Source organism: Kitasatospora sp. NBC_00458, assembly GCF_036013975.1.
Taxonomy (GTDB): Bacteria; Actinomycetota; Actinomycetes; order Streptomycetales; family Streptomycetaceae; genus Kitasatospora.
Window position 1 is genome coordinate 1,557,918 of sequence record NZ_CP107904.1, and the last position, 25,673, is coordinate 1,583,590.

22 protein-coding genes are annotated in these 25,673 nt (G+C 76.7%); 10 read left to right on the plus strand and 12 right to left on the minus strand.

What is annotated here, in order from left to right; genetic code table 11:
* Nucleotides 1-60 precede the first annotated feature (60 nt).
* The 4 genes from galK to OG550_RS05455 form a co-directional block, all read right to left on the minus strand.
* The gene (gene galK, locus OG550_RS05440; protein WP_327675107.1) at nt 61-1,203 is read right to left on the minus strand and encodes a galactokinase; all 1,143 of its coding nucleotides are present in this window, start codon (nt 1,201-1,203) and stop codon (nt 61-63) included.
* Nucleotides 1,200-2,366, minus strand: a complete 1,167-nt coding sequence (gene galT / locus OG550_RS05445) for a galactose-1-phosphate uridylyltransferase (RefSeq protein ID WP_327675109.1) — start codon at nt 2,364-2,366, stop codon at nt 1,200-1,202. The genes galK and galT overlap by 4 nt, the downstream gene beginning before the upstream one ends.
* 376 nt (nt 2,367-2,742) lie before the next feature.
* On the minus strand, nt 2,743-4,116 hold the full coding sequence (locus tag OG550_RS05450; protein WP_327675111.1) for an MFS transporter: 1,374 nt from the start codon (nt 4,114-4,116) through the stop codon (nt 2,743-2,745).
* A gap of 180 nt (nt 4,117-4,296) precedes the next feature.
* Entirely contained in the window at nt 4,297-4,653 is a 357-nt protein-coding gene (locus OG550_RS05455; RefSeq protein WP_327675113.1) for an ArsR/SmtB family transcription factor, read from the minus strand.
* 215 nt (nt 4,654-4,868) lie between these two features.
* On the opposite strand from OG550_RS05455, the gene OG550_RS05460 reads away from it, so the two are divergent.
* The gene (locus OG550_RS05460) at nt 4,869-5,366 is read left to right on the plus strand and encodes a hypothetical protein (RefSeq protein WP_327675115.1); all 498 of its coding nucleotides are present in this window, start codon (nt 4,869-4,871) and stop codon (nt 5,364-5,366) included.
* Between the two features lie 43 nt (nt 5,367-5,409).
* Here the strand turns inward: OG550_RS05460 and paaK are convergent, their stop codons facing one another.
* Complete coding sequence (paaK, locus tag OG550_RS05465; RefSeq protein ID WP_327675117.1) at nt 5,410-6,759, minus strand: phenylacetate--CoA ligase PaaK; 1,350 nt, start codon at nt 6,757-6,759, stop codon at nt 5,410-5,412.
* A gap of 268 nt (nt 6,760-7,027) precedes the next feature.
* On the opposite strand from paaK, the gene OG550_RS05470 reads away from it, so the two are divergent.
* Nucleotides 7,028-7,987, plus strand: a complete 960-nt coding sequence (locus OG550_RS05470) for an ATP-binding cassette domain-containing protein (RefSeq protein WP_327675119.1) — start codon at nt 7,028-7,030, stop codon at nt 7,985-7,987.
* Nucleotides 7,988-8,118: 131 nt separating this feature from the next.
* A complete protein-coding gene (locus OG550_RS05475) occupies nt 8,119-9,732 on the plus strand; it encodes a hypothetical protein (protein WP_327675121.1) in 1,614 nt (537 codons plus the stop codon).
* Between the two features lie 355 nt (nt 9,733-10,087).
* Here OG550_RS05475 and OG550_RS05480 read toward each other — a convergent pair whose 3' ends face one another.
* The 5 genes from OG550_RS05480 to OG550_RS05500 all read right to left on the minus strand — a co-directional run bounded on the left by OG550_RS05480 (nt 10,088) and on the right by OG550_RS05500 (nt 17,162).
* The gene (locus OG550_RS05480) at nt 10,088-11,011 is read right to left on the minus strand and encodes a LysR family transcriptional regulator (protein ID WP_327675123.1); all 924 of its coding nucleotides are present in this window, start codon (nt 11,009-11,011) and stop codon (nt 10,088-10,090) included.
* 130 nt (nt 11,012-11,141) lie between these two features.
* A complete protein-coding gene (locus OG550_RS05485) occupies nt 11,142-11,834 on the minus strand; it encodes a DUF1062 domain-containing protein (RefSeq protein WP_327675124.1) in 693 nt (230 codons plus the stop codon).
* A gap of 299 nt (nt 11,835-12,133) precedes the next feature.
* The gene (locus tag OG550_RS05490; protein WP_327675126.1) at nt 12,134-13,606 is read right to left on the minus strand and encodes an MBL fold metallo-hydrolase; all 1,473 of its coding nucleotides are present in this window, start codon (nt 13,604-13,606) and stop codon (nt 12,134-12,136) included.
* Nucleotides 13,603-14,868: a sulfite oxidase gene (locus OG550_RS05495; protein WP_327675128.1), complete on the minus strand. Its 1,266-nt coding sequence runs from the start codon at nt 14,866-14,868 to the stop codon at nt 13,603-13,605. Before OG550_RS05495 ends, OG550_RS05490 begins: the two co-directional genes overlap by 4 nt.
* Nucleotides 14,865-17,162, minus strand: coding sequence for an AfsR/SARP family transcriptional regulator (locus OG550_RS05500; RefSeq protein ID WP_327675130.1), 2,298 nt, complete (start codon nt 17,160-17,162; stop codon nt 14,865-14,867). Before OG550_RS05500 ends, OG550_RS05495 begins: the two co-directional genes overlap by 4 nt.
* 603 nt (nt 17,163-17,765) lie before the next feature.
* Here OG550_RS05500 and OG550_RS05505 point away from each other — a divergent pair.
* The 4 genes from OG550_RS05505 to OG550_RS05520 all read left to right on the plus strand — a co-directional run bounded on the left by OG550_RS05505 (nt 17,766) and on the right by OG550_RS05520 (nt 21,700).
* Nucleotides 17,766-18,113, plus strand: coding sequence for a GntR family transcriptional regulator (locus tag OG550_RS05505; RefSeq protein WP_327675132.1), 348 nt, complete (start codon nt 17,766-17,768; stop codon nt 18,111-18,113).
* On the plus strand, nt 18,110-19,183 hold the full coding sequence (locus OG550_RS05510; protein WP_327675134.1) for a DUF1648 domain-containing protein: 1,074 nt from the start codon (nt 18,110-18,112) through the stop codon (nt 19,181-19,183). The genes OG550_RS05505 and OG550_RS05510 overlap by 4 nt, the downstream gene beginning before the upstream one ends.
* 248 nt (nt 19,184-19,431) lie before the next feature.
* Nucleotides 19,432-20,448 (plus strand): permease, encoded by a 1,017-nt coding sequence (locus OG550_RS05515; protein WP_327675136.1) that lies wholly within the window; start codon nt 19,432-19,434, stop codon nt 20,446-20,448.
* Nucleotides 20,449-20,767: 319 nt separating this feature from the next.
* On the plus strand, nt 20,768-21,700 hold the full coding sequence (locus OG550_RS05520) for a TIGR03943 family putative permease subunit (protein WP_327675137.1): 933 nt from the start codon (nt 20,768-20,770) through the stop codon (nt 21,698-21,700).
* A gap of 78 nt (nt 21,701-21,778) precedes the next feature.
* Here OG550_RS05520 and OG550_RS05525 read toward each other — a convergent pair whose 3' ends face one another.
* The gene (locus OG550_RS05525; protein WP_442905933.1) at nt 21,779-22,618 is read right to left on the minus strand and encodes a LysR family substrate-binding domain-containing protein; all 840 of its coding nucleotides are present in this window, start codon (nt 22,616-22,618) and stop codon (nt 21,779-21,781) included.
* A 58-nt stretch (nt 22,619-22,676) separates the two neighbouring features.
* On the opposite strand from OG550_RS05525, the gene OG550_RS05530 reads away from it, so the two are divergent.
* A complete protein-coding gene (locus OG550_RS05530; RefSeq protein ID WP_327675139.1) occupies nt 22,677-23,111 on the plus strand; it encodes a DUF5997 family protein in 435 nt (144 codons plus the stop codon).
* 446 nt (nt 23,112-23,557) lie between these two features.
* Entirely contained in the window at nt 23,558-24,274 is a 717-nt protein-coding gene (locus tag OG550_RS05535) for a transglycosylase family protein (RefSeq protein ID WP_327675141.1), read from the plus strand.
* A gap of 192 nt (nt 24,275-24,466) precedes the next feature.
* Here the strand turns inward: OG550_RS05535 and OG550_RS05540 are convergent, their stop codons facing one another.
* Entirely contained in the window at nt 24,467-24,859 is a 393-nt protein-coding gene (locus OG550_RS05540) for a Dabb family protein (protein WP_327675143.1), read from the minus strand.
* 79 nt (nt 24,860-24,938) lie between these two features.
* Here OG550_RS05540 and OG550_RS05545 point away from each other — a divergent pair, with 79 nt between their 5' ends.
* Nucleotides 24,939-25,565, plus strand: a complete 627-nt coding sequence (locus OG550_RS05545) for a TetR/AcrR family transcriptional regulator (RefSeq protein ID WP_327675145.1) — start codon at nt 24,939-24,941, stop codon at nt 25,563-25,565.
* Nucleotides 25,566-25,673: the final 108 nt, after the last annotated feature.

Here is a 25,673-nt window from a genome sequence, read left to right on the forward strand (position 1 = left end):
GGCGGGCCCGGCGGCGGGGGCGACGAGAGTGGTCGCCTCCGCCGGCGGGCCCGGTTCAGGTCACGCCACCCGGCGGGCCCCTTCGGACGGGATCGCGGTGTGGATGTGGGGCTCGGCGTACCCGGCGGCCGCGAACGCCGCGGTGACCTCCTCCGCCACGGCCTCCGCCACGCCCGTCTCCACCAGGGCGATCACCGAGCCGCCGAAGCCGCCGCCGGTCATCCGGGCCCCGAGCGCCCCGGCGGCGACGGCCGTGGCGGCGGCGAGGTCGGTCTCGGGGCAGGAGACCCGGTAGTCGTCGCGCAGCGACGCGTGGCCGGCGGTGAGGATCGGCCCGAGGGCGGCCGGACCACGGCGGTCCAGCTCCGCGAGGGCCTGCTCGACCCGCGCGTTCTCGGTCACCACGTGGCGGACCAACGGGCGGAGCTCCTCCGGGAGTTCCGGAAGGGTGACCGGGAGCTCGGCCACCGAGAGGTCGCGCAGCGCCGACAGCCCGAGCAGGGCGGCCGCCCGCTCGCACCCGGCCCGCAGTGCCGCGTAGGCGCCGTCGCCGAGGTCGTGCTGCACCCGGGTGTCGATGACGAGCAGGGCCAGACCGGCGCCCGCGAGGTCGAGCGGGACGTGCCGGGCGGACAGGTCGCGGGTGTCCAGGTGGAGGGCGGCGCCGGCCCGGCAGGCCATCGAGGCCATCTGGTCCATGATCCCGCAGGGCACCCCGACGAACTCGTTCTCCGCCCGCTGGGCGAGCAGGGCGAGCCGGCGGGCGTCCAGGCCGAGCCCGTACAGGCCGTCGTACGCGATGGCGACGGCGCATTCGAGCGCGGCGGAGGAGGACAGGCCCGCGCCCGCGGGCACGTCGCTGTCGAACGTCAGGTCGGCGCCGCCGACGGGGTGGCCGGCCTGCCGCAGGGTCCACACGACGGCGGCCGGGTACGCGGCCCAGCCCTTCACCCGGCCGGGGGCCAGCTCGGCGACGTCCAGCTCGACGACCTCTCCGGGCGTCCGGGAGGAGTGCAGGCGGAGCAGGGTGTCGGAACGGCGGCGGCCCTGGACGCGGACGGTCTGCGGCAGGGCGATCGGGAGCACGAACCCGTCGTTGTAGTCGGTGTGTTCGCCGATCAGGTTGACCCGGCCGGGGGCCGCCCAGACGCCTTCCGGAGCGTGGCCGTACAGCTCCGCGAAGGCGGTGGAGGTCGTGGTCATTGCTGCTCCCCGCCGGTGGTGGTCGCGACCTCGCGCAGACGCCGGGCGGCGTCCTCCGGGGCGACGTCGTTCATGAAGGCCTCCATGCCGGACTCGGTGCCGGCGAGGTACTTGAGCTTGTCGGCGGTCCGCCGGACGGTGAACAGCTCCAGGTGCAGGGCGAGTTCACCGCCGTCGACGGTCGGGGCCTGGTGCCAGGCCGAGATGTACGGCGCCGGTACGTGCCGCTCCGCATCGCCGAAGAGCCGGTCGAAACGGCGCAGCAGCTCCAGGTAGACGCCGGGGAGTTCGGCACGCTCGTCCTCGTCCAGACCGGTCAGGTCGGGGACCCGGCGGTGCGGGTGGAGGTGAACCTCGTAGGGCCAGCGGGCGGCGAAGGGGACGAAGGCCGTCCAGTGCTCGCCTGCGAGCACGACCCGCTCGCCGTCCGCGCGTTCGGCGGCGACCAGGTCCTCGAAGAGGTTGCGTCCGGTGGCCGCGCGGTGCCGGGCGGCCTGCTCGATCATGCGGGCGGTCCGCGGGGTGGTGAACGGCAGGGCGTAGATCTGGCCGTGCGGGTGGGCGAGGGTGACGCCGATCTCGGGGCCGCGGTTCTCGAAGCAGTAGACCTGCCGGACGCCTTCCAGCGCGGAGAGTTCGGCGGTGCGGTCGGTCCAGGCGTCGAGCACCAGCCGGGCGCGGTCCTCGTCGAGGTCGGCGAAGGAGGCGGAGTGGTCGGCGGTGAAGCAGACCACCTCGCACCGGCCGGTCCCGGGGCGGGTGGTGTGCAGCGGGTCGCCGGAGGTCGGCTGCACGGGGTGGGTGGCGGGGTTCCCGGCGAGCGAGGGGAAGCGGTTCTCGAAGACCGCGACCTGGTAGTCGGCGGCCGGGATCTCGCTGAGCCGCCCGTCCCGCGAGGGGCAGAGCGGGCACTGGTCGGCGGGCGGGTGGTAGGTGCGGACCTGGCGGTGCGCGGCGACGGTCACCCAGGCGCCGGTCAGCGGATCGAGCCGCACCTCCGAGGAGGGGGCGGCGGCGTCCAGCGGCCGCAGGTCGGCCGCGTCCCGGCCTGCGGGGGCCTCGCCGCGGTCGAAGTAGATCAGTTCACGGCCGTCGGCCAGCCTTGCGGCGGTCCTGGTCGTCGAACCGGCCAGGCCGGCCGTCGTGGTCACCGTTGCGGCCATGTCCCGCTCCCTTGCATGGAACTCCCCTTCAACAACATGAACAAACAATATCTAACATTTACCAACATGGCTGCCACCCATCGTCGCACGGCCCGCCGGGCACCCGGCGGGACGCGGTGGCGGAGGCCGGTGGCCGGGACACCCGGCACCCCGGGAGGCCCTGCGGGGGACGTTCGGCACGAGGGGCCGGCCGGTCGGAGACGGATGGCCCGGGCGGGGCCTCGGCGGCAAGACGCTCAACACGGCGGGGACGCCCCGGAGGCGGACCTCCGACGCCGAACCGCCCGTCCCGCCCGAGCCGGACGGGCGGGCGGGCGGGCCGGACGGACGGACGGGCCGGACGGGCCGGACAGGCGGGACCTCGGCGGCAGGACGCTCAGCGCGGCAGGGACGCCCCGGGGGCGGTCCGTCGGCGCCGAGCCACCCGGGCGGGGCGGTCGGCCGCGGCAGGTCGGGCGACCCGGTCCGGGCGCCAGGCGCGGGTGGCCAGGAGCGCCGAGCCGAGGGCGAGGACCCCGAGGGCGACGGTGGCGGCCGGGAGGCCGGCGGTGGCGCCGAGCCAGCCCGCCAGGGGGTAGGCGAGCAGCCAGCAGCCGTGCGAGAGCGAGAACTGGGCGGTGAAGGCCGCGGGCAGCTCCGCCGCCGGCACCGCGGCGCGCAGCAGTCGGCCGCCGGGAGTGAGGATCAGCGAGCCCGCCGCACCGAGACCCGCCCAGACGGCGAGCAGTGCGGGCCACCGCCATCCGCCACCACCCCCACCACCGTCGCCACCGCCACCACCGCCCGTCGTCGTGAGGACGGCGAGGACGGCGAGCAGTCCGGCGATGCCGAAGGCCGCGGGGAGCATGACCCTGCGGTCGGCCACCCGCTCCAGGACCCGGGGCAGGAGCAGCGCGACCACCATCGAGCCGCCGCCGTACGCGCCGAGCGCGAGCGGCACGTCCCCGGCGGATCGGCCCAGCCGGTCGCGGACGTAGACGACGGTGTTGACGATCACCATGGCGCCGCCGGCGGCGACGGCGAGGTCCAGGGCGAGCAGCGCCCGCAGGCGCGGGACGGACAGGAAGAGCCGTAGTCCGTCGAGCGACCTGGCCGCGAGGGACGGCGTCCGCGCCGGGCCTCCTGTGGCCGACGCTTCCCCCGACCCGCTCCTCCCGCCGCCCGCCGCCGTGCGGGCCGCCGCGACCGGCAGGACCGCCGAGACCACCAGGACCGCCGAGGCGACGAACCCGACCACCGTCCCCCAGAACAGCCAGCGGTAGCCGACCAGGGCGAGCAGTCCGGCGGCCAGCGCCGGGCTGACCAGGCTCTCGGTGTCGTAGGCCAGCCGGGACAGCGACAGCGCCCGGGTGTAGTCGCGCTCGTCGGGCAGCACCTCGGGGATCACCGACTGGAACGCCGGGGTGAACGTCGCCGAGGCCGCCTGCAGGACGAAGATCAGCAGGTAGACCTGCCAGACGCTGGTGACGAAGGGCAGTCCGAGCGCCACCGCCGCCCGGGCCAGGTCGGCGGCGACCAGCAGCCGGCGGCGCGGGATCCGGTGGGCGAGCGCGGCGACGACCGGGGCGATCCCGACGTACGCCGCCATCTTGATCGCCAGGGCGGTGCCGAGCACCGATCCGGCGGCGGGGCCGGCCAGGTCGTAGGCGAGCAGGCCGAGCGCCACGGTGGCCAGGCCGGTTCCGGCGAGGGCGACCACCTGGGCGGCGAAGAGGTGGCGGTAGGTGCGGTCACGGAGCACGGAGAGCACGGGGGACTCCGATCGACTCGGCGCGCGAGGTGCGCGATGCGCGCGTGGGGCGCGAGGGCTCGAACCAGGGACGTCTCCTCCAGGATAGGACAACATGTGCATACGTGTGCACCTATTGGAGATGGATCCCCTCCGCGAACGCCGCTCCCGCGCGGGGACACCTCACCCGCGCCGGGTCGCTCAGTCGTGCGGGGGCAGCCCGCTGATCTGGTGGTCCGCGACGTTCAGCGCCTCGTGCACCAGCCGGCGCAGATGGCCGTGGCGCAGCGTGTAGACCACCCGCCGGCCGTCCTTGCGGGTGGCCACCAGACCGGCCAGCCGCAGCTTGCTCAGGTGCTGGCTCACCGACGGCCGGGCCGCACCGCAGTACTCCGTCAGCGTCGTCACGTCGGCCTCGCCCTCGCTCAGCCGCTGCATCAGGGCGAGCCTGGTCCGGTCGGCGAGCAGGGCCAGGATCCCGGCGGCCACGTCGAGCCGCTCGTCCGCACCGGACTCCTGCGACACGTGCGCACCTGACACCTGGAGGCTCCCGCTCATGGCCTCATCGTAAGGGGCGCACGACCCGCCCTCACCCGCCGGGAACCCACCGATTCGCGCCCTACGCCACCCTTGCGCCCCTGCCGCACGCCGACCCCGCGACGGACCTCGACGACGGACCCCGCGACGGACCCCGCGCGGGCCCGCCGACGAGGCTCGCCCCCCCACAGGGGCCCGCCCGCACCGGAACCCGCGTGCCTTGATTGGATACGTGGATGGACGACGACCTCCACCCGGAATCGGGCCTCGCCAAGAGCGTCTGGGACGACACCGACTTCGAGGACATGGGCTGGCACGACGCCACCGTCCACGGCCTGTACCTCCAGCCGACCGACCTCCTGCCGCGGCTGCTGCTCGACCTCGACTACGTCGTCCGCTGGGTCCACCCGGAAAGGCGCTCGAAGTCCTTCTCCTTCTGGGTGGCCCCGGTGACCCTGGTGTTCGAGGAGGTCTGGGACCTCACGGGCGGCCTCGACCTCACCAGCGGGATCCCCACGCTGGAGATCGCCGATCTGCACCGGCTGACGCCGGACGACGGCCGGGAGGAATATCCGCTCTGGCACGTCGAAGGCCATGAGTTCGACCTCAGGTTCCGGTCCGACGGCTTCCGCCAGTACTTCCGGCAGGCGCCGCGGCACGTCCCCGGCCCGGAACTGTCGCCGACGGAGCGCGGCGGGTGCGCGTTCACGGAGGCGGGCTTCGACGGACGCTGACGCGTTCTCCCCGCCGGGAGGCCGGCGGCGGGTCCCGGCCCGCTCAGCCCTCCCGGAGGTCCTCGATCCGGCGGATCTTGCCGACCGACCGCTCCAGGCTGTACGGGTCCAGCACCTCGACGTCCACGCTCACCCCGACGCCGTCCTTGACGTCCCGCGCGATGGCCGCCACCGCCGCCTCCCGCTCCGCGGGCCCGGCGTCCGGCCGCGCCTCGACGCGGACGGTCATGTGGTCCAGGCGGCCCCGGCGGGTCAGCCGGAGCAGGAAGTGCGGCGCGACGGCCGGGGTCCGCAGGAGGACCTCCTCGATCTGGGTCGGGAAGACGTTGACCCCGCGCAGGATGATCATGTCGTCGCAGCGCCCGGTGACCTTGGCGATCCGGCGGAACGCGGGGCGGGCGGTGCCGGGCAGCAGCCGGGTGAGGTCGCGGGTGCGGTAGCGGACGACCGGCAGCGCCTCCTTGGTGAGCGAGGTGAGGACCAGCTCGCCGTCCTCGCCGTCCGGCAGCGCCCGGTCCGTGAACGGGTCCACCACCTCCGGGTAGAAGTGGTCCTCCCAGACGTGCAGGCCGTCCTTGGTCTCGACGCACTCCTGGGCGACGCCGGGGCCCATCACCTCGGAGAGGCCGTATATGTCGACGGCGTGGATGTCCATCCGCCGCTCGATCTCCCCACGCATCTCCTCCGTCCACGGCTCGGCGCCGAAGATCCCGACCCGCAGCGAGGTGGTGCGCGGGTCCACGCCCTGGCGCTCGAACTCGTCGAGGAGGGTCAGCAGGTAGGACGGGGTGACCATGATGATCTCGGGCCGGAGGTCCTGGATCAGCCGGACCTGGCGGGCCGTCATGCCGCCGGAGGCGGGGATCACCGTGCAGCCGGCCCGTTCGGCGCCGGCGTGCGCGCCCAGGCCGCCGGTGAACAGCCCGTAGCCGTAGGCGATGTGCACCGTCTGGCCGGGCCGGCCGCCGGCCGCGCGGATCGATCGGGCGACCACGTCGGCCCAGACGTCGAGGTCGTGCTCGGTGTAGCCGACCACCGTCGGGCGGCCGGTGGTCCCGCTGGAGGCGTGGATCCGGCGCACCCGCTCCCTGGGGACGGCGAACATGCCGAACGGGTAGGTGTCGCGCAGGTCGGCCTTGGTGGTGAAGGGGAACCGCGCGAGGTCGGCGAGGGTCCGGCAGTCCCCGGGGGCCACCCCGGCGGCGTCGAACTTCCGGCGGTAGAGCTCGACGTTCTCGTAGGCGTGGCGCAGCGTGGCCCGCAGGTGCTCCAACTGGTGGGCCCTCAGTTCACCGGCGGTCATCCGCTCCCCGGCGTCCAGCAGGCCGTCCGGGAGCGGCTCGCCCAGGCGCCTCCCCGGGGCGGCCGGTCCGGTCGCGTCCTTGCCGGTCATCGGGTCTCCTTCGCGCCGTGGCACCCGCCCGACCCACCAACCGACCGATCATTCGGCTCCTGTCGGACCGGGCCATTGACTCAGTACCCGAACCACGTGTCAAGGCCCGCCGCGCCGACGGGGCCGGGGCCACCCGGGGGTCGGCCCCACCGGCCCGGGTCGCCCCCGGCCCGATATCTGCCGAACGGCAGATGGCAGCGGCCCTCCGGTCCGGAAGGCTCGGACCCGTCACCTTCCACCCCTCGCACCGGCCGGGAGAGCGGAGCACATGCCCCACCTCGAACGCGAACCAGAACTCGACCTCGTCGACGTCACCAAGGTCTACCGGGGCGGCAAGCGCGCCGTCGACGGCCTCTCGCTCCGGCTCCGTCCGGGACTGCTCGGCCTGCTCGGCCCGAACGGCGCGGGCAAGTCCTCGCTGATGCGGATCGTCGCCACCGTGACCCGGCCGACCAGCGGCCGCGTGCTCTACCAGGGCGCCGACGTGCTCGCCGAACCCGACCTGCTCCGCCGCCGACTCGGCTTCCTCCCCCAGGACTTCGGCGTCCACCCGAACCTCACCGCGCCCGCGTTCCTGGCCTACCTGGCCGCCGCCAAGGGCCTCCCGGCCCGCGCCGCACGGGCCCGGATCGACGAACTGCTCGCCCTGGTCAACCTCACCGAGGCAGTCCGGCGGCCGCTCGGCGCGTACTCCGGCGGCATGCTGCGCCGCGTCGGCATCGCCCAGGCACTGCTCGGCGACCCCCGGGTGATCGTGGTCGACGAGCCCACCGCCGGGCTCGACCCGGAGGAGCGGGTCCGGTTCCGGAACCTGCTGAGCACCCTCGCCGCCGACCGCGTGGTGCTGCTCTCCACCCACATCGTCTCGGACGTCGAGTCGGTCGCCGGGGACATCGCGGTCGTCGCCGGCGGCCGGCTGCTGCGCCGGGGCACCCCCGAGGAGCTGCTGCGCGACCAGGCCGGGCGGGTCTGGGAGACGACCGTCGACCCGGCGGCGGTGCCCGCCGTCCAGGAGCGGTACGTGGTGAGCCGGATGGTCCGCACGGGCGACGGGCGCCTCCGGCTGCGGCTGCTCTCGGACGGCGCGCCGTCCGCCGACGCCGTGCCGGTCGCACCGGACCTGGAGGACGCCTACCTGGCCCTGGTCCGGGCCCCGGGCGGTGCGGCCGCCCCGGGCGCGGGCCCGGGTGCGGTCGCGGGCCCGAGCGGGTGGGGGGTGCGGCGGTGACGGGGCGCGCGCCCGACCGGCGCCGGGCGGCGTCCACGGCGCGGAACGGCAGGGACGGGCGGGACCGGCCCGGCGGCCGGGTCCGGCGCAGCGGTCGCCCGGCCGGGCCGGGGACGCTCGCCAGACTGGCCGTGGGCGACTTCCGGGACCGGGTCCGGCGCCCGGCCTACGCGGTGACCCTGCTCGCCGCGGTCGGCCTCGGCCTGCTGGCCGTCCCGCCCGCCGACGGACACTGGGTGATCCTCGCCCTCGGGCAGTACCGGGGCGAGTACAACAGCGCGTACGTCGGCACCGCGACCGCGCTGGCCGGTGCGCTCTGGCTCACCCTCGGCGGGTTCTACGTCGTCCGCAAGGGCCTCGGCCGCGACGAGGAGACCGGGGTCGGCCGGATCCTCGCGGCCACCCCGCTGCGGACCGCCGACCTGCTGCTGGCGAAGTTCCTCGGCAACCTGCTCGTCCTCGGCTCGATGCTCGGGGTGCTCGCGCTCACCGCACCCGCCCTGCAGCTGGTCCGGGGCGAGGACCGGGCCGTCGATCCGATCGCCCTGCTGACGCCGTTCCTGCTGCTCACCCTGCCGCTGCTGGCGGTGACGGCGGCCGTGGCCGTCTTCTTCGAGACCGTGCCGCTGCTGCGGGGCGGCCTGGGGAACGTCGCCTGGTTCGTCTTCGCGCCGACCCTGCTGATCGCGGGCGAGGCCCCCGGCGCGCCGTTCGGCGGGCTCGGCCTCGGCCCGGCCGCCGCCTCGCTGAGCGACGGCCTGGCGGCGCGCGGCGTCGATCTCGGCGGCGAGGAGTTCAGCCTCGGCCTCACCAGGGTGGACCCGCCGCTGGAACCGTTCCCGTGGGACGGCACGGCGTTCGGCGCGGGCTTCCTGGTGCAGCGGCTGCTGCTGGTCCTGCTCGCGATCGGGCTGGCGGCGCTGCCCGCGCTCTGGTTCCACCGGTACGACCCGGCCCGGGGGTCGGGCGGGTGGGCGGACCCGGGCGGACGGCGGGCCGCCGACGCGGAGCCGTTCCCCGTCGCACCGGGGGCCCCGGTCACCTTCCCCGTCGCACCGGCTCCGCTCCCCAGGCCCGCCACCGTCGGCGGATCGGGCGGCGGATCGGGGCGGAACGACTCCGGACGCGGCTTCGGGCGCGGCTTCGGGCGGCTGCTCGCCGGAGAGACACGGATCCTGCTCGGCGAGGCCTCGCGCTGGTGGTGGCCGGTCGCCGCCGTGCTCGCCCTGGCCGGGCTCGCCGTCCCGCCGGAGACGGGCACGGGCGCGCTGCTGCCGGCCGCCTGGGTCTGGCCGGTGCTGCTCTGGTCCCGGCTGGGCAGCCGGGCGGCCGAGTACGGGCTGGAAGTGCTGCTCGGCGCCTACCCGGCCGCCCGGGCACGGCTGCTGGCCGAATGGGCCTCCGGGGTGCTGCTCACCGCCCTGACGGGCGCGGGGGTGCTGGTCCGGCTCGTCGCGGCCGGCGACACCGCCGGGGCGGCGGCCTGGGCGGCGGGCGCCCTGTTCGTGCCCTCGCTGGCCCTCGCACTGGGCGTGCTCTCCCGCACCCACCGGCTGTTCCAGGCGCTCTACCTGCCGCTCTGGTACCTGGTGGTGAACCAGGTCGCCGCCCTGGACTTCATGGGAGCCGTCCGCCGCGCCGGACAACCGGCCGGACCGTCCCCGCTGCTGGTCGCGGCGGTGGCCCTGGCCCTGCTGGGCACCGCGCTGCTGACCGCCTCGGCCCGCCGCGCCGCCCGCGCCTGATCCGGGCGGCCCTCCACCCCACGGAGGGCCGCCCCTCCGGCACCCGCCCCTCCGGCACCCGCCCCACGGGCACCCGCTCCACAGACGCCACGACTGCGGACGCGAGGCTGCGGACGCGAGAGCCGCACCGCGGACCCGGGTGGACCGACCCCGTTGGGACCTGCCGTCCCTGACGGTGCGCCCGCCCGTCCGGCGGGTGACCGGACGCCCGCCACCCCTGGTTCGACGGACGGCGCCCTGCCCGGTGGACGGCTCTCCCGTGGCGCCGTGGCAGCGGTGGCGGCGAGCCTCGTGCACGGGGCCGACGCGGGCCCGGCGCCCACCCCTCCGGACCGTGCCCACCCGTCCGGACCGTTCACCACTCCCGCGCCGCCTCCAGCAGCCGCTCCCGCACCCGCGCCACCGCCGGGCCCGGCACGCCCGGACGCTGCACGAGGTAGCCGGTGTTGATGGGCGGGTCCGCGGGCTCGTCCAGCAGGACGAGGGCCCCGGACGCCAGCCCGGCCGCGCAGAGGTAGCGCGGCACGACGGCGTAGCCCGCGCCCGCCGTGACGGCGGAGACGACACCGCGCAGGTCGGGCACGGTGAGCGCGGCGTGGCAGACCAGCCGGCGGTCGAAGACGTGGCGCCAGTACCGCCGCACGATGGGCAGGTCCTCCGCGTAGGCGACCAGCGGCACCTCGTGCAGCGCGGACGGCCCCTCGACGGCGAGCCGGCCCGCCAGGCGCCCGGCCCAGACCGGGGCCGCGACCAGCACGAACTCCTCGTCGCCCATCGGCACCGCGGTCAGCGCACGGCCGCGCGGACGGTCGGTGGCGATCACCAGGTCGTGGCGCCCGGCCCGGAGCTCCTCCAGCAGCGGCCCGGTCAGCCCGGGTGTGACCCGCAGCCGGATCCCCTCGGCGACCAGCGGGGCGAGGGCGGGCAGCGCCAGTGTGCCGAGCAGTTCGGCGGGGCCGGCCAGGTGGACCGGCTCGGCGGCCTTCGGCGGCCGGGCGCCCGGGCCGGTGACGGCGGCGAGCGCGTCGAGCGGGTCGGCGATCCGGCCGGCGAGTTCGTCGGCGGCCGGTGTCGGGGTGACGCCGCGCGGCTTCCGCTCGAACAGCTCGCGCCCGGTCTGCCGTTCCAGTGCGCGGATCTGCGAGGTCACCGTGGGCTGGGAGAGGCCGACGAGCCGGGCCGCGGCGGTGAACGAGCCGGAGCGGTGGACGGCGAGGAAGGTGCGCAGCAGGTTCAGGTCGGCGGGCACCGCGGGTTCGGCGTCGGGGCTCTGGCTCACGCCGCCAGCCTATGCCCGCGGAGCAGGGCCTCCCGGTCGGTCCTCCGGCCGTCGGGCCGGGAGGCCGTCCGCGCCGGAGGCCGTCCAGGAGGCCCTGCTGTCACTCCCCTACTGCTGTGCTCCCGCCGCCCTACGCCCCGGCCGCCGAGCGCGGGAACCGCAGCCGCGTGTCATGCGGTCCGACCCGACTGGGCGCCGTACGCAGGTCGGTCGGAGCCTCCAGCGGCTCCGGGTGTCCCACGGCCTCGACCGGACCGGGTCCGCGGACGGTGAACTCGAAGTCCCGGTGCGCCTTGGTGCCCAGGGCCGGCGGCACCTGGATGCGCCCGTCGCCGATCATGCGCCGGATCTCGGTGCGGCTGACACCGAGCCCGAGCATGAGCAGTCGTTCGACGCGGACCGGTGCGGGCAGCTCGAAACCGACCAGGACCCTCAGCGGTGTCGGGTCGTCGAGCGCGTAGAGCGGTGTGCGGGTCTCCAGTTCCCAGGTACCGGCCCAGTCGAGGCCGTACCCGTTCTTCGCGGCGAGCGACGCGCTCATCGCCAACTCCCGCACCACGGCGGGGTCGTTGGTCTCGTACGCCACCAGGCGGGCGGGCTCCAGCGAGGAGACGTGGGCGCGCTCGTGGACCGGCGCCTTCGAGGTCCGGTCGCACGCCGCGCAGCTCAGGAGGAGCCACACGTCGAGGAGCTTGCCACTCGCGTTGACGCGGATCCTGCCCGAGGGGCGGTGTCGCGTACCCGGGCAGTCCGGGCAGGGTCGCACGACGGTGGGCAGCGCGGACTGACGCACGGCCCACAGGGCCTTGCGGTCGGTATTCATGATGGTGGTTGCTTTCAGGACTAGGCAGGAGCTCTCGCGGGCGGGCCGCGGCTCCCTGGATTCGACGGATGCGCACGTGGGCGCGGGTCATCGCCTCGGGGCCGAGCCGTCAGGCTCCGAGGTCGACCGCGCGACAGGGCGGTTGTTTCTACGTGGCAGCCGTTACATGTCCATGCGGGCGATCATGATCGGGGCGACGCCCGCAGGCAACTCGTTTTTCCCCGGCCACTCGTGGCCACCGCTCGGACGCCCCCGCCCGTCCCCGCCCGTCCCCGCCCCACCGCCCCGCCCGCCCGGGGTCAGAGCCACCGGGCCAGGTCCGGCGCGCCGCCGCTGACCACCGCGGTGACCGGGAGCCCGGCGGCGGCGAGCAGGCCGGCCGCGACGGTCGCCCGCCGACCCCGCCCGCAGACCGTCCAGTACTCCCGGTCCGGTGGCAACCCGGCGATCCGGTCCGGGAGTTCGGTGAGCGCGATGGCGAGTGCACCGGGCAGCGGCGGATCCGGGTCGGGGCGGACGTCGAGGACCTGCACCGGGCGGCCCGGGACGGCCGCGCGGGCACCGGGCACCTCCGAGACGTCCGCCGTCCGCAGGGCGGCGAGTGGTCGGCCGGAGGCCTGCCAGCGCTCCACCCCACCGGCCAACTGGCCGACCAGGCGGGCGTCGTAGCCGATCCGCAGCAGCTGGACGACGGCCTCCCGGGCGGCGTCGGCGACCGGTTCGGGCAGGACCAGCACCAGCGGGGTCCCGAGCGGGACGACCTCGCCGATCAGGGCCGCGAAGGAGCCGTCCAGTTCGTCGCCGAGCGAGCCGGGGAGATGGGCGTCGGCGTACGTCCGGCGGTCGCGCGCGTCGATGACCGACGCGCCCCGCCACACGGCCTCCTGGACCTCCTCGGCGGTCAGCGGCAGCAGGTGCGGCGGGCCGCCGAGGACGGGCGGGCCGGACCGGTTGAGCGGGCTCATCCACCGGTAGTAGGCGGGCGGCGGCGGGAGTCCGCCCAGCCGGGCGGCCACGAACGCGTCCTCGTCGGCGGCCAGCAGTGCCGGGTTGGCCCGCCGCTGGTCGCCGACGGTGCTGGTCCTCGCCGAGCCGGTCCCGGCGGCACCGGTGGCGGCGCCGGGCCGCGGCGCCGGATCGGACGGCTCGGCCCCTCCGTCGGAGGGCGCGAGGTCCCGCCCGGCCGGGGGTGTGCCGATCGTGCAGGAGCTGCCGGCCCCGTGGGTGGGCAACACCCTCGTCCCGTCCGGCAGTCGGGAGAGGCGGCGGATCGACCGGTACTGCGCGCGGGCGAGTTCGGCGGTCCGCTCGGGGCCGGAGAGGTCGGTGCGGCCGGCACTGCCGACCAGCAGGCTGCCGCCGGTGAACACCGCCACCGGGTGGCCGCCCCCGGGGCCGTCGTCGAGCACCAGGTAGGCGGTGTGCTCCGCGGTGTGACCGGGCGTCTCCAGGGCCTGGACGCGCAGGCCGCCGACGGCGACCTCGTCACCCTCGGCGAGCGGCAGGTGGTCGAAGCCGTAGCGGGCGCGGGCCGGGCCCGCGACGGTGGCGCCGGTCACGGCGCGCACCTCCAGGGCGCCGGAGAGGTAGTCGTTGTGCACGTGGGTCTCCAGCACGTACCGCACCCGCAGGCCGCGTGCCTCGCAGGAGGCGAGCAGCGGCCAGCAGTCCCGCTGGGGGTCGATCAGCGCCGCCTCGTCGCCGGACGCCAGCAGGTAGCTGGTGTCGCCGAGGGCGGCGGTGGTGACCGGTTCGACGGTGTTCCGGCTCATCGGTGCGGCCCTTCCCGTTCCGCTCGCGGCCCGCCGCCGCGGTCGCCGTTGCCGCCGCCGCGGTCGCCGTTGCCGGTGGCGCGGTCGGCGGTGCCGCAGTTTCCGTCGCCGTTGGCGGCGGTGCCGGGCCCCTCCCCCGTCGGCCGCCCACCGGGCCGCCGTGCACCGTCCGGCTCCCCCGCCGGCTCTCCGTCCGGCACGGCCACGACCTCCACCGACACCCCCGCGACCGGGTTGCAGCCGTACCCCTGCTCGTTCCACGGCGCCCGCATCGGCTGCGTGTGCCCGTCGGTGTCGGTCGCCCGGGCCTGGAGGAGGCGCCGGCCCGGCACCCGCGGGGTCCACTGGTACCACCACTCCGCCCACGCGTACCGCCCGGCCGCCGGCACCAGCACGGCCTGCCGCCAGTCGGCGCCGCCGATCCGCACCTCGACCTGCCGGACCTGCGCACCGCCCGACCAGGCCCGCCCGCGCACGACACAGGCGACGCCGGCCGGCAGCCGGGTGTCCGGTGCGGGCGCGGTGATCAGCGACTTGACCCGGATCTCGCCCACCGGCCCCTCGGGCGTGCCGTCCGGCATGCCGCGCGAGCCCCGGTAGAGGTACTCCTCGGCCTGGAACGGCCCGTGGAAGGGCTCGGCCACCGCCCGCACGTCGACCAGCCACTTGACGTCCGCCACCCCGTACCGGCCGGGGACGACGAGGCGGACGGGCGCACCGTGGCCGGGGCTGAGCAGTTCGCCGTTCATCCGGGTGGCGAGCAGGGTGTCGGGGTGCCGGGCGAGTTCGACCGGCAGGCTCCGTTCGAAGGCGGTGCGGCGGCCGTGCAGCTCGCCGAAGTCGGCTCCGGTGAAGACCAGTTCGACCGCCTCCGGGCGCACCCCCGCCCGGTCCGCCAGCACCGCGAGCGGCACCCCGGCGAACCGGGCGCAGCCCACCGCCCCCTGCTCCCACGGCAGTCCGGGCGGTCGCGGCGTCATCAGGCTGCGGCCGTTGCCCGCGCACTCCACCATCACGTCCAGCTCGCGGACCGGCAGCGCGGCCACCTCGTCGTAGCTGAGGGAGAGTTCGCGTTCCACCAGGCCGTGGACGTGCAGCCGCCAGCGCTCGGGGGTGAGCCTGGGCACGCCGAAGTGGTCGCGCACGAAGAACGCGGCGGTGGGCGTGAGCGGTTCGGCCAGTGCGGCCGGCGGGGTCTGGGCGTTGTAGGGCCGCTCGGTGACCGTGTCGGGCCTCCACCGCGTCGTCCGGCTCCTGCTCATCGCGCCCCACCACCCGTCCCGACGACCGCCGCGCCCGGAGCGCCGGAGGCACCCGCCGCGCGCGAAGCACCCGACGTACCCGATGTCACCGATGTCACCGACGTACCCGACGCGCCCGGTGCGCCCACCGGGCCCCGGCCCCGGAGCCGATCCAGGGCCCGGTGGGCGCCCAGCGCCTCGAAGGCCGCCGCCGCCCCGGCCCGGAGCGCCCGGTCCCCCTCGGCCGGGCCCGGGTGGGCCGCCAGGGCCAGGGCCTTCTCCCGGGCGGCCCAGAACGGCTGCCGCCCCCGCTCGTACAACGCGGCCGCCGCCAGGTGGCGGACCCTGGCACCGCGCGGGTCGCCCCGCGCCGCGGCCAGCGAACCGAGCGCCGACTCGGCCATCGCCCGCCACGCCGAGCTGTCGGACCGGGACGACACCCGCCGGGCCGCCGCCGCGTGCTCGGCCGCGCCCGCCGGGTCACCGAGCGCGGCGAACGCCTCGGCCGCCAGCGGGTAGAGCGGCGCCGTGCAACTCGGACACTCTCCGCGCAGGGCCGCCGACGCGGCGGCGGCGCAGGCCGCGCGGGCGGCCTCACCGGGCTCGCCGCGCTCCACCGCGTCCAGTGCGGCCGCGGCGTACAGCCGGCCGAAGACGTGCCGTGCCACGGCGGGCGGGGCGGCCTCGGCGGCGGCCGTGCCCCGCCCCAGGTGGTAGGCGGCGGCCGCGCTGTCGCCCCGCCCGGCCGCGTACTCGGCGAGCCGCTGCCGGGCCGCCCCGCCGGAACGGTCGTCCAGCTCCTCGTACAGGTGGGCACTGCGCTCCAGGCAGCCGGGCGCCTCGTCCCAGCGGCCGCGCAGCAGCAGCGACTCGCCGAGCAGGCACCAGGCGAAGGCCTCGGCCCGGCGGGCACCCCGGACGTGCGCGAGGTCCAGGGTCCGCCGCGCGTACTCCTCGACGCCGCCGGCCTGCCCGTCGCCGTACAGCTGGTACTGGCCGGGGCAGGAGTGGATGTCGAGGGCCCGGGCCGTCCGGCCGTCCTCGTCGGCGGAGGCGCCGAGCCGTTCGATCTCCCGGTGCAGGCCCTCCCGCCACGTGCCCCGGGCCTGGTGGACGGCGGCCAGCGCCTCGCCGGCCGCGGCCAGGTCATCACCGTCGCCGTGCTCACCGGCGAGCGCCAGCCCGGCCTCGGCCGCCTGCAGCGCCTCGTCGGGGCGGCCGGACCCGCGGAGCCAGTCGGCGCGCGTCCGCAGCAGCCGACCCGCCTCCGCCGGGTCGCCGCCGGCGGCCGTGAGCGCGCGCTCGGCGGAGGCCAGGTGCGGTTCGGCGGCGGAGGCCTCGCCGGTGCCCGCCAGCAGGGCGGCGGCGGCCTTGCGGTGCAGCCGCGCCGTCCGCAGGCCCGACCGGCCGGCCGGCGGGGTCAGCACCCCCGGGGAGGCGGGCAGGTCGACCACGGCCGGCTCCAGCGCCGACCCGTACGCGGCGGCCGCGCCGGCGGTGTCCCCGGAGCGCATCCGCGTGTCGCCGACGCCCTCCCAGAGCTCGCCGGACAGTTCCACCCGCACCTGCCCGCCGGTGCGCACCTGCTCACGCAGCCGCTGCGCGGCCGGCCCGGGCCCCTCCGTACCGTCCGAGGCGTGCTCCAGCGCGGCGGCCAGCCGGTCGTAGGCGTGCAGCGCCTCGTGCCGCCGGCCGGCCAGCGCGTGGACCCTCATCAACGCGAGCGCCGCCTCCTCGTGCAGCGGGTCGGCGGCCACCGCGCGGCGCAGTGCGGCGGCGGCCCCGTCCAGGTCGGCGTGCGCCTCGTGCAGGCCGCCGAGTTCGACCAGCAGTGCCAGGTACTCGGCGTGCAGGGCCCGTTCACGGTCGGCCACCCACTCCTCGTAGCGCTCCTCGGGCAGCAGGTCGCCGCCGTACCGGGCGACCGCCCGCTCGTACGCGTCCGGGTCGCGGGCGCGGCGGGCGTGCAGGGCGGCCTGCTCGAAGTCCTCGACGTCCACCCGGAGCGGGGTGCCGCGCAGGGCGAGCAGTCCGCCGCCGGAGTCGAGGTGGGCGCGGGCGCCGACCGGGTCGGGGCCGAGGGCGCGGCGCGCCTCGTCCAGGGCCCGCCGGAGCCGGTCGGCCGCAGCCTCGGGGGGCTGGTCCGGCCAGAGGCTGCCGAGCACCTGCCCGCCGTGGAGCCGGTGCCCCGGCGCGAGCGCGAGCAGTTCGACGAGGTTCCGGGACTTCCGCATGCGCCATCCGCCGTCGGCGACCTCCCGGTGGCCCACGCGGACCCGGAAGCCGCCGAGGAGCCGGATGCGCAGTGCGTGCATGCGCGGGTGCCTCTCCGTGCGAACACTTCGAACGTACGTCGGCGGTCGCCCGTCGGCGACTTCCGGGCGGAGCGGAGCGGGGACGGCACGGGCGGGCGGGGTCCGCTGAGCCGACCCGGGCGGCTCGGCGGCCCCGACGCTCCCGGTGGTCCCGGGCAGCGGGACGACGCGGGCGGGCCGTATCCGCAGGGCGGGGCCGGGCAGCTCGGCAGCCCGGACGGAACGGGTCGGCCCCGGGCAGGGGACAACGCGGACCGGCCGCAACCACGGAGCCCGCCCCGACGGCGCGGGCGGTTCACGTCCGCCACGAAGGACCCGGCGCTCCGGCAGCCCGGACGGTCCACGTCCACGTCCGCAGTCTCAGCCGACGTGGACGGGCCCCAGGCCCCGGGGCCGCTCAAGCCGCCGGGGCCGGGGCCGGGGCCGGGGCCGCCCGACGGTCCGGGCGCCCCCGTCGCGCGGGCGGCCCACGTCCACGGTGACGGCCCCGACGGCCCCGACCGCCGGACAGCTCCGGCCGCGCGGCCGGGGCTGCGGCGGGGTGCGGGGGCGGTCGGAGCGCCCGGCGCCCTCATCTCGGATGGTGCTACTGTCACTAGCACCATGTTGCTGAAGCTGGACGCCGGGGACTCCCGCCCGCTGCACGAACAGGTCGCCGGGGCGATCCGCCGCGCCGTCGCCGAGGGCGAGTGCACGGCTGGTGAACGCCTGCCCCCCGCAAGGGAGTTGGCTCTGGCGCTGGGCGTCAACGCCAACACCGTGCTGCGCGCCCTGCGGGTGCTGCGCGACGAGGGCGTGCTGGAGTTCCGCCGCGGACGCGGGATCACGGTCGCCCGGGGAGCCGACCGGCGCTCGGAACTGCTGGACGCGGTACGGCGGCTGGTCGCGGACGCGGCGCACGCCGGCTACGGCAGGGAGGAGCTCGTCGAGATGATCAGGGGGCTGGAATGAGCGACGGCGTGAACGGGGAGAAGCGCGGGGCCACGGGCCAGGCGGATCAGGCGGATCAGGCGGGCCAGGCGAACCGGCCGGGCCCGCCGGACGCGGAAACCCCCGCCGCCCCCGCGGCCCGGGCGGCCACCGCCGCCGCGGTGACCTGGGCCTCCGTGGTCGCGGTCCTGCTGCTCACGCTCCCCTGGGCGGTGCGCGACCGGCTGCCGGATCCGCTGGCCACCCACTGGGGCGGCGAGGCACCCGACGGCTCGACGTCCCTGCTCGCGGCCGCCGTCGGACCGGCGCTCTGCTGGGCGGCCGTGGTCGCCGCAGCGGCCGTTGCCCGGTGGCGGGCCGGGGCGGCGGCCCGGCCGTGGGTGGGCGCCGGACTGGGATTCACCGGCGCGCTGCTCGTCGGCGCACAGGCCTCGATCGTGCACGCCAACCTGGACCGCCCGGACTGGCAGCACGCGCGCCCGGTGGGCCCGGCCGTCGCGGTGGCCCTGGCGGCGGCGGTCGCGGTCGGCCTGCTCGGCCGGGGACTCGCCCGTCGGCGCGGCCCCGGGCCGCTGCCGGTGACGGCGTCCGACGCACCGGGGCTCGACCTGCCGGACGGACAGCGGGCGGTCTGGCTCTCCAGGACGGTCAACCCGTGGCTGGGTCTGCTCGCCGGCGTGTTCGGGGTGGGCGCGGTCGCGGCGGCACTGGCCGCGCTCGGCGGCCTGGGCGGACCGGGGTGGGCGCTGTTCGCGCCCCTGGCGGTCGTCGCGGTCACGGCGGCAGGCTGCTCCTCGGTGCAGGCCCGGGTGACCGAGCGGGGTCTGGACGTGGCGTTCGGCCCGTTCGGCTGGCCGGCCCGGCACTGGTCGACGGCGGACGTCGCGGCGGCCCGGGCCGAGCAGCGCACCCCGGCCCAGGTGGGCGGCTGGGGCTACCGGCTGAGCGGCCTGGGCACGACGGTGATGCTGCGGCGCGGGGAGTGCCTGGTGGTCCGTCCGCGCCGGGGCGTCGAGTTCGCGGTCAGCGTGGACGACGCCGAGCGGGGCGCCGCCCTGCTGAACACCTTGGCCGCCCGTCGGGCCGGCTGACCGGCACACCCGCCGGACAGCCGTCGTCCCGACGGCCCAACCGGCAACCGGGCACAGCAGGTTGACGCCCCGCCGGCTTTCCCGGAGGAGCCCCTCCGCGAACGGGACACTACCGGAGCACCGCCACCGAGTGAAGCCCTAGATGAAAGTGATTATCAACGCTACTCTGCCTCCGGGCTCGCCACATGACGGTGAGCAGACAGGACTTGCCGCGTACCCCGCGGCGAGCGGGCTGAGGGGCGGTCACCGTGGTGGAGACGAGTCTCGGCAGCGTCCGGAAGGCCCCGGTACCGCAGGCGGCGACCTCGCCGCCGCGCCGGGGCGCAGCCGGCCTGCTGACCGGAGCGCTGGTCGTCGCGGCGGTCACCGCCCCGGTGCTGGCCTGGACGTGGGACTCCGGCGGCGTCCGCGCCTGGCGGACCCTGCTGGTGGCGATCGTGGTGCAGGGGCTGCCCTTCCTGGTGCTCGGCACCGTCGTCTCGGCGGCGATCGGCGCGTTCGTCCCGGCCCGGGTCTTCGCCCGGCTGCTGCCCCGCAACCCCGCGCTGGCCGTCCCGGTCGCCGGGGTCGCGGGCGCCGTCCTGCCGGGCTGCGAGTGCGCGTCGGTCCCCGTGGCCGGGAGCCTGATGCGGCGCGGGGTGGCTCCGGCCGCCGCGCTCGCCTTCCTGCTCTCCGCTCCCGCCGTCAACCCGGTGGTCCTGGTCTCCACCGCCATCGCCTTCCCCGACGCCCCGGAGATGGTCCTCGCCCGGCTGGCGGCCTCGCTCGGCACGGCACTCGTGATGGGCTGGCTCTGGGTCGCCTTCGGCCGCCCCGAGTGGCTGCGGCTACCCAAGGGACCGGCCGAGCGCAGTGCCGGACGCAACCCGCTGGACGAGTTCCGGCGCGGCCTCCAGCACGACTTCCTGCACGCCGGCGGCTTCCTGGTGGTCGGCGCGGCGGCGGCCGCCACCTTCAACGTGCTCGTCCCGCCGTCCGTGCTGCGGACCTTCTCGGACTCGCCCTGGCTGGGCGTCCCGGCGCTCGCGGTGCTGGCCGTCGTCCTGGCCGTCTGCTCGGAGGCGGACGCCTTCGTGGCCGCCTCGCTCACCGGCTTCTCACCGACCGCCCGGCTGGCGTTCATGGTGGTCGGTCCGATGGTCGACCTCAAGCTGATCGCGCTGCAGTCGGGCTCCTTCGGCCGCGGCTTCGCCGTGCGCTTCTCCTCCGCGACCTTCGTGGTCGCCGTCGTCGCCAGCCTCCTGACCGGGGCCGTCCTGCTCTGACCAGCCCTCCCGGGGCCGCCCCCGGCCCCGGGACCCACTGCGGGACCGGCCCGCGAGCGGACACCCCGGCGCCCCACCGGATCCGTCCCCCACCGTGAACACCAGCCCGCCCGCGCCGGCGAAGCGCGCCGCCCCGTCCCGGCGCGCCGGCCCGGTGCCGGCCAGATCCGACAGGAGTACCGAAGGTGCACACCGTTCCCCCACCGGGCCACCCGCGCCCCGACCGCCCGCCGCACCGCCTCGCGCTCCCCGCCCCCGCCCCCGCCCCCGCCGCCGTACCGCCCCGGGCCGAGAGCCCGGACACCCGGGGAGCGCGGAGGTGAACGCCGCCGCCCGCACGCTGCGCGCCCGGGTCCTGGCGCTCGCACCGTCCCTGCTGCTCGCCCTGGTCGGCACCGCCCTGCTGCGGATCACCGTGGGCAGCGACGTCTTCCTCCAGTACGTCAAGGAGGAACTGCGGATCCCGCTGGTCGTCACCGGCCTCATCCTGCTGGCGCTCGGCGTCGCGGGCACGGTGACCCGGCTGACCGAGGGGCGGCGGGAGCCCGTCCTGGAGTTCCGCCGGGACGCCGAGGGCAACGCCCAGTGGCACCGGCCGGCCGCAGCCGCCGGCCACGACCACGACCACGCAGGCCACGACCACGCGGGTCAGGACCATGCAGGTCAGGACGGCAGCGGGCACGGATCGGCGCACGGACAGGGCCACGGTCACGGCCACGAGCACGGGCCCCGGGTGGCCTGGCTGCTCACCGTGCCGGCCGTGCTGCTGCTCTGCTTCACCCCGCCCGCACTCGGCTCGTTCACCGCCTCGCGCGAGGGCACGGACGCCGCCGTCGACACCGCCGCCTACGCCTCGCTCCCCGAGCCGCCGGCCGCTCCGGCGGCGGTCACCGGGCCGACGGCCATGGGCCTCGGCGAGTTCATCGCCCGCAGTCGCGACCCCCGACAGGGCCTGGCCGACCGCCCGGTGCGGCTGACCGGGTTCGTGACCCCCGGCACCGCCCCCGGCGAGTGGTACCTCAACCGGCTCGTCGCCAGTTGCTGCGCCGCCGACGCCCGGCGGCTGCGGGTCCTGGTGCACGCCGACGGGCCGGTCCCGGCCACCGACAGCTGGGTCGAACTGACCGGCGTCTGGCGCCCCACCCCGGACGCGCCCGCCACGGCGGCACCGCGGCTCGACGCCACGGAACACCACGGCGTACCGCAGCCACGCGCGCCGTACCGGGACACTTCGCCCTCCCCGGAGAGCTGAGGCGGGGCCCGCCGAAGCGGGGGCCGGGCCGGTGGCTCGGCCCCCGCTTCGCCCGGCCCCCGTGCGCGCCCCCCGCCCTCAGCCCTTCCGCTTCGGCCGGCCGCGCCGGGCCGCGCCGGAGCCGCCGCCGGACGCCGATCCGGAACCGCCGCGCGGACGCCCGCCACCGGCCCGCCCCCCGGCCGCCTTGGCACCGGTCCTGCCCGGGACGGGCTTCCCGCCGGCGGACTTCCCGCCGGTCCTGCCACCGGCGGCCTTGCCCCCGCCGGACGGCTGCTTCGCGGGCGCGGCCGCGGCGGCGGTCTGGCCCCGGCCGCGCGAGCTGTTGACCGTCCGGCCGCGCACGATCCCGATGAACTCCTCCACCAGGTCGGTGGTCTGCTCCTCCGGCCACGACAGCGCCACCTGGGACTGGGGCGCGTCCGTCACCGGCCGGAAGACGAGGTCGCGACGGTGGTGCAGCCGGGCCAGCGACTGCGGGACGAGCAGCACGCCCACCCCGGCCGCCACCAGCTCGATCGCGTCCGCCGTCGTCGCGGGCCGCTCGAAGGCCGGGCGCCCGGGCAGCTCCGCCCAGTCGAGGGTGTCGTCCAGCGGGTGGAAGACCACCTCGTCGGCCAGGTCGCCGGGCGCCACCTCCTCCGCGGCGGCCAGCCAGTGGTCCTTGGGGAACACCACGACCGTCACCTCGGTGTACAGCGGGATGGCGCTGAGGCCGGTCCGGTCGACCGGCAGCCGGACCAGCCCGGCGTCCGCCCCACCGGCCCGCAGCGTCGGCTCGGCCTCGGCGGCGTCCACCGCGACCAGGGCCAGCGGGACGTCCGGCAGCCGGTCCGCCCAGACGCGCGCCCACTTGCCGGGCGTCACGCCCGGGACGTACGCCAGCCGGAACGAGGGTGTCACCTGCATCTCTGTCACCCGGGTAAGGCTACCGACCGTGAAAGGCGGTGCCGCCCGCTCGCTTACCCTGGTGACCATGACATCGCTCAAGCAGAAGACCACGCAGACCATGAAGCCGGCGACGGCGGCGAAGAAGCTCGGGGTCTACCTCGGCGCCACCCCTGCCGACTTCCAGTCGGGCGTGATCTCCCGCGAGGAGCTCACCGCCCTGCAGACCGAGCCCCCGCAGTGGCTCCAGGACCTGCGCCGCAACGGCCCGCACCCGCGCTCCGTGGTGGCCAACCGGCTCGGCATCTCGGTCTCGGGCCTGGCCCGCGGCGGCGTCGCCGAGGCGCTCACCACCGAGCAGATCGACGCCCTGCGCGAGGAGAACCCGGACTGGCTGCAGCGCGAGCGCACCATCCAGGCCGAGGTCCGGCGGGAGACCCTGCGGGTCAAGGAGAAGCACGAGAAGGAGGAGAAGCAGCGGCAGAAGGCCGAGGCTGCGGCCCAGCGCGGCCAGGCCCGCTGACCGGCTCCGCCCAGCTCCTCCCCGTCGCCCGTCCGGCCCTGGTCGTTCGTTCGACCCGGTCACCCGACCGGCCCAGGCCGTTCGTTCGACCCGGTCGCCCGACCGGCTCTCGCCGACCGTTCGGCGCCCGCCTTCCCCCGGCCCTCCGGCGTTCGCGCCGGAGGGCCGTCGCATGCCCGTGGAAGGCCGCGCCGGGCAGCGTCCGCCCACCCGGGCGTTCGCACACATGCGCCCCCGGTTCTCCGCCACCCGGCCCCGGCGGACGAGGACGGCCGCGACGGCCCGACCGGGGCGGGCGACCCGGCCGCCGGTCGGGTGGCGGCGCAGAGCCGGGCGGGTGACCCGTCCGACGTGTCGGCGGCGGTACGGCGGCACCGGCGTGCGTCGGTGGGAACGCGCCTCTCCCCAGCGGCGTGCGCCCCTGTCCCCGGACCTGAGAGCCGCCCATGCCCCCCACCGCGCAGCTGCGCCGCCTGCTCCCCGTCGCCGTGTGCACCCTGGCCGCCGCCGTCCTCGCCGCCCCAGCGGCGCACGCCGCGCCACCGGGCCCGGGAGGAAGAACGAGCGCGAACCGGGGGGCGGACATCGACTGGGACCGCGTGGCGGCCTGCGAGAGCAGCGGGAACTGGCACATCAACACCGGCAACGGCTACTTCGGCGGCCTCCAGTTCGACCAGCCGACCTGGAAGGAGAGCGGCGGCCTCGCCTACGCACCCCGCGCCGACCTGGCCACCCGCGAGGAACAGATCGCCGTGGCCCACCACCTCGCCGGGAAGCGCGGCCTCGCACCGTGGCCGGTCTGCGGGGCCCGGGCGGGGCGGGACGGCCAGCGCCCGCTCGCCCCCACCTCCGCGGACGCCGCGGAGGCAGCGGACGCCGTGGAGGCTGTGGAGGCTGTGGAGGCTTCGGACGCCGTCGGCGCCGCACCCGGCCCCTCGTCGGACGCCGCCCCCGACTCCGAGGCCTCCGGCACGCCCGCCGGGCCGCCGCCGGCCGACCGGCCCGCCACCTGGACGGTGCGGGACGACGACACCCTCGACAGCATCGCCGACCTGCTCCAGCTCCCCGGCGGCTGGCCGGCGCTGTACGAACGGAACCGCGCCGCACTCGGCGACGACCCGGACCTGATCCGGCCCGGCCAGCAACTGGCCCTCCCGCTCTGACGGCCGGGACACGACCGGGACACGGCCGGCGCCCCCGGGCGCCGGCCGTTTCCGTTGCCCCGGTGCCCGCTCCCGGCCCTCGACGACTGGACCCCGCCCCGGCCCTGCCCAAGGGTCCGTCCTCACATGTCAGCCGTCCGCCCGGAGGGCAGGCGGGCCGGGCGGCCCCGCAAGCAGCCGGCGCGGCGCGGCTCAGGCCGCCAGCAGTGGCCCGAGTTCGGCGGCCCACTCCGGATGGAGCGCGACCTTCTCCTCGTGCAGGGCGAGGATCTCCCGGGCCAGCGTCGGCGTCATGTCGTCGGACAGGTCCGGGCCTATGGCGAGCCTGGCCAGGTGGGGCATGATCTGCGGGTCGCCGGCCAGGTGAACCGGGTCGTGCATGTAGCGCCGCAGGGCCGGCAGGTCGGCGATGCCCACGCAGAAGGCATGGGTGAAGCCGTCGCCGGGATCACCGAGGTCCTGACCCACCGTCGAGAACGACACCGACTCGACGGAAGCGGTGCGCCGCATCACCGCGAGCACGTGCTCGCGTTCCTCCTCCGTCGCGGTCTCCTTGAACGCGAAGCGCAGCATGTGGACGATCACGCCATCTCCCCCCATTCGATTCAAGTGAACCAGCTGGTTCAAAAATTCGATCCAGCTGGTTCGACACTACACTGAACCCATGGGTTCAGAAGTGTCAACCGGGGCCGTGCGCAAGACCCGTGGGCGAACGGAGCGGCGTCAGGCGATCCTGGACGGCGCGTTCACGGTGTTCGCACGGCGCGGCTACGCGCAGGCGTGCGTGCAGGAGATCGCGAAGGAGTCGGGTGTGGCCAAGCCGACCGTCTACAGTCACCTCGACGACAAGGAGAGCCTCTACCGCGAGGCCGTCGGGGCCGCCGCCGACCGGATCGGCACGCAGGATCTCGCCGTCGTCGAGGAGCTGCGTGAGGCCGCCCGGGACGGCGATCCGCGCGCCCCGCTCACGGCCGTGGCCCGCGGCCTGCTGCGGTCGTTCGGCAGCGAGGACGCCCGCGCCGTACGGCAGTTGACCTCCGCCCAGGCCGTACAGTTCCCCGACCTGGCGACGAGCGTGCGCGAGCGCACCGCCCTGCGCTTGCGCTCCGCCCTCGCCGACCGCCTGGCCCGGCTGGCTCTCACCGGCCGCCTGCGCCCGTGCGACCCGGAGCTCGCCGCCGAGCACTTCCTCTCCCTGCTCACCGGCCCACTCGCGTACCGCCCCGACGCCGACCCCGACACCGTCGCGGACTCCGCCGTCGACGTCTTCCTGCGCGCCTACGGTCAGTGACCCGATCCGACCCGACCTGCAGCCGCGGAGCCGCCGCGCCGGCAGGTACGGCACCCGCGCGCCCTCCGGCCCTGGACCACGGGACGAGGGCGGCCGTCCGCAGGAGCA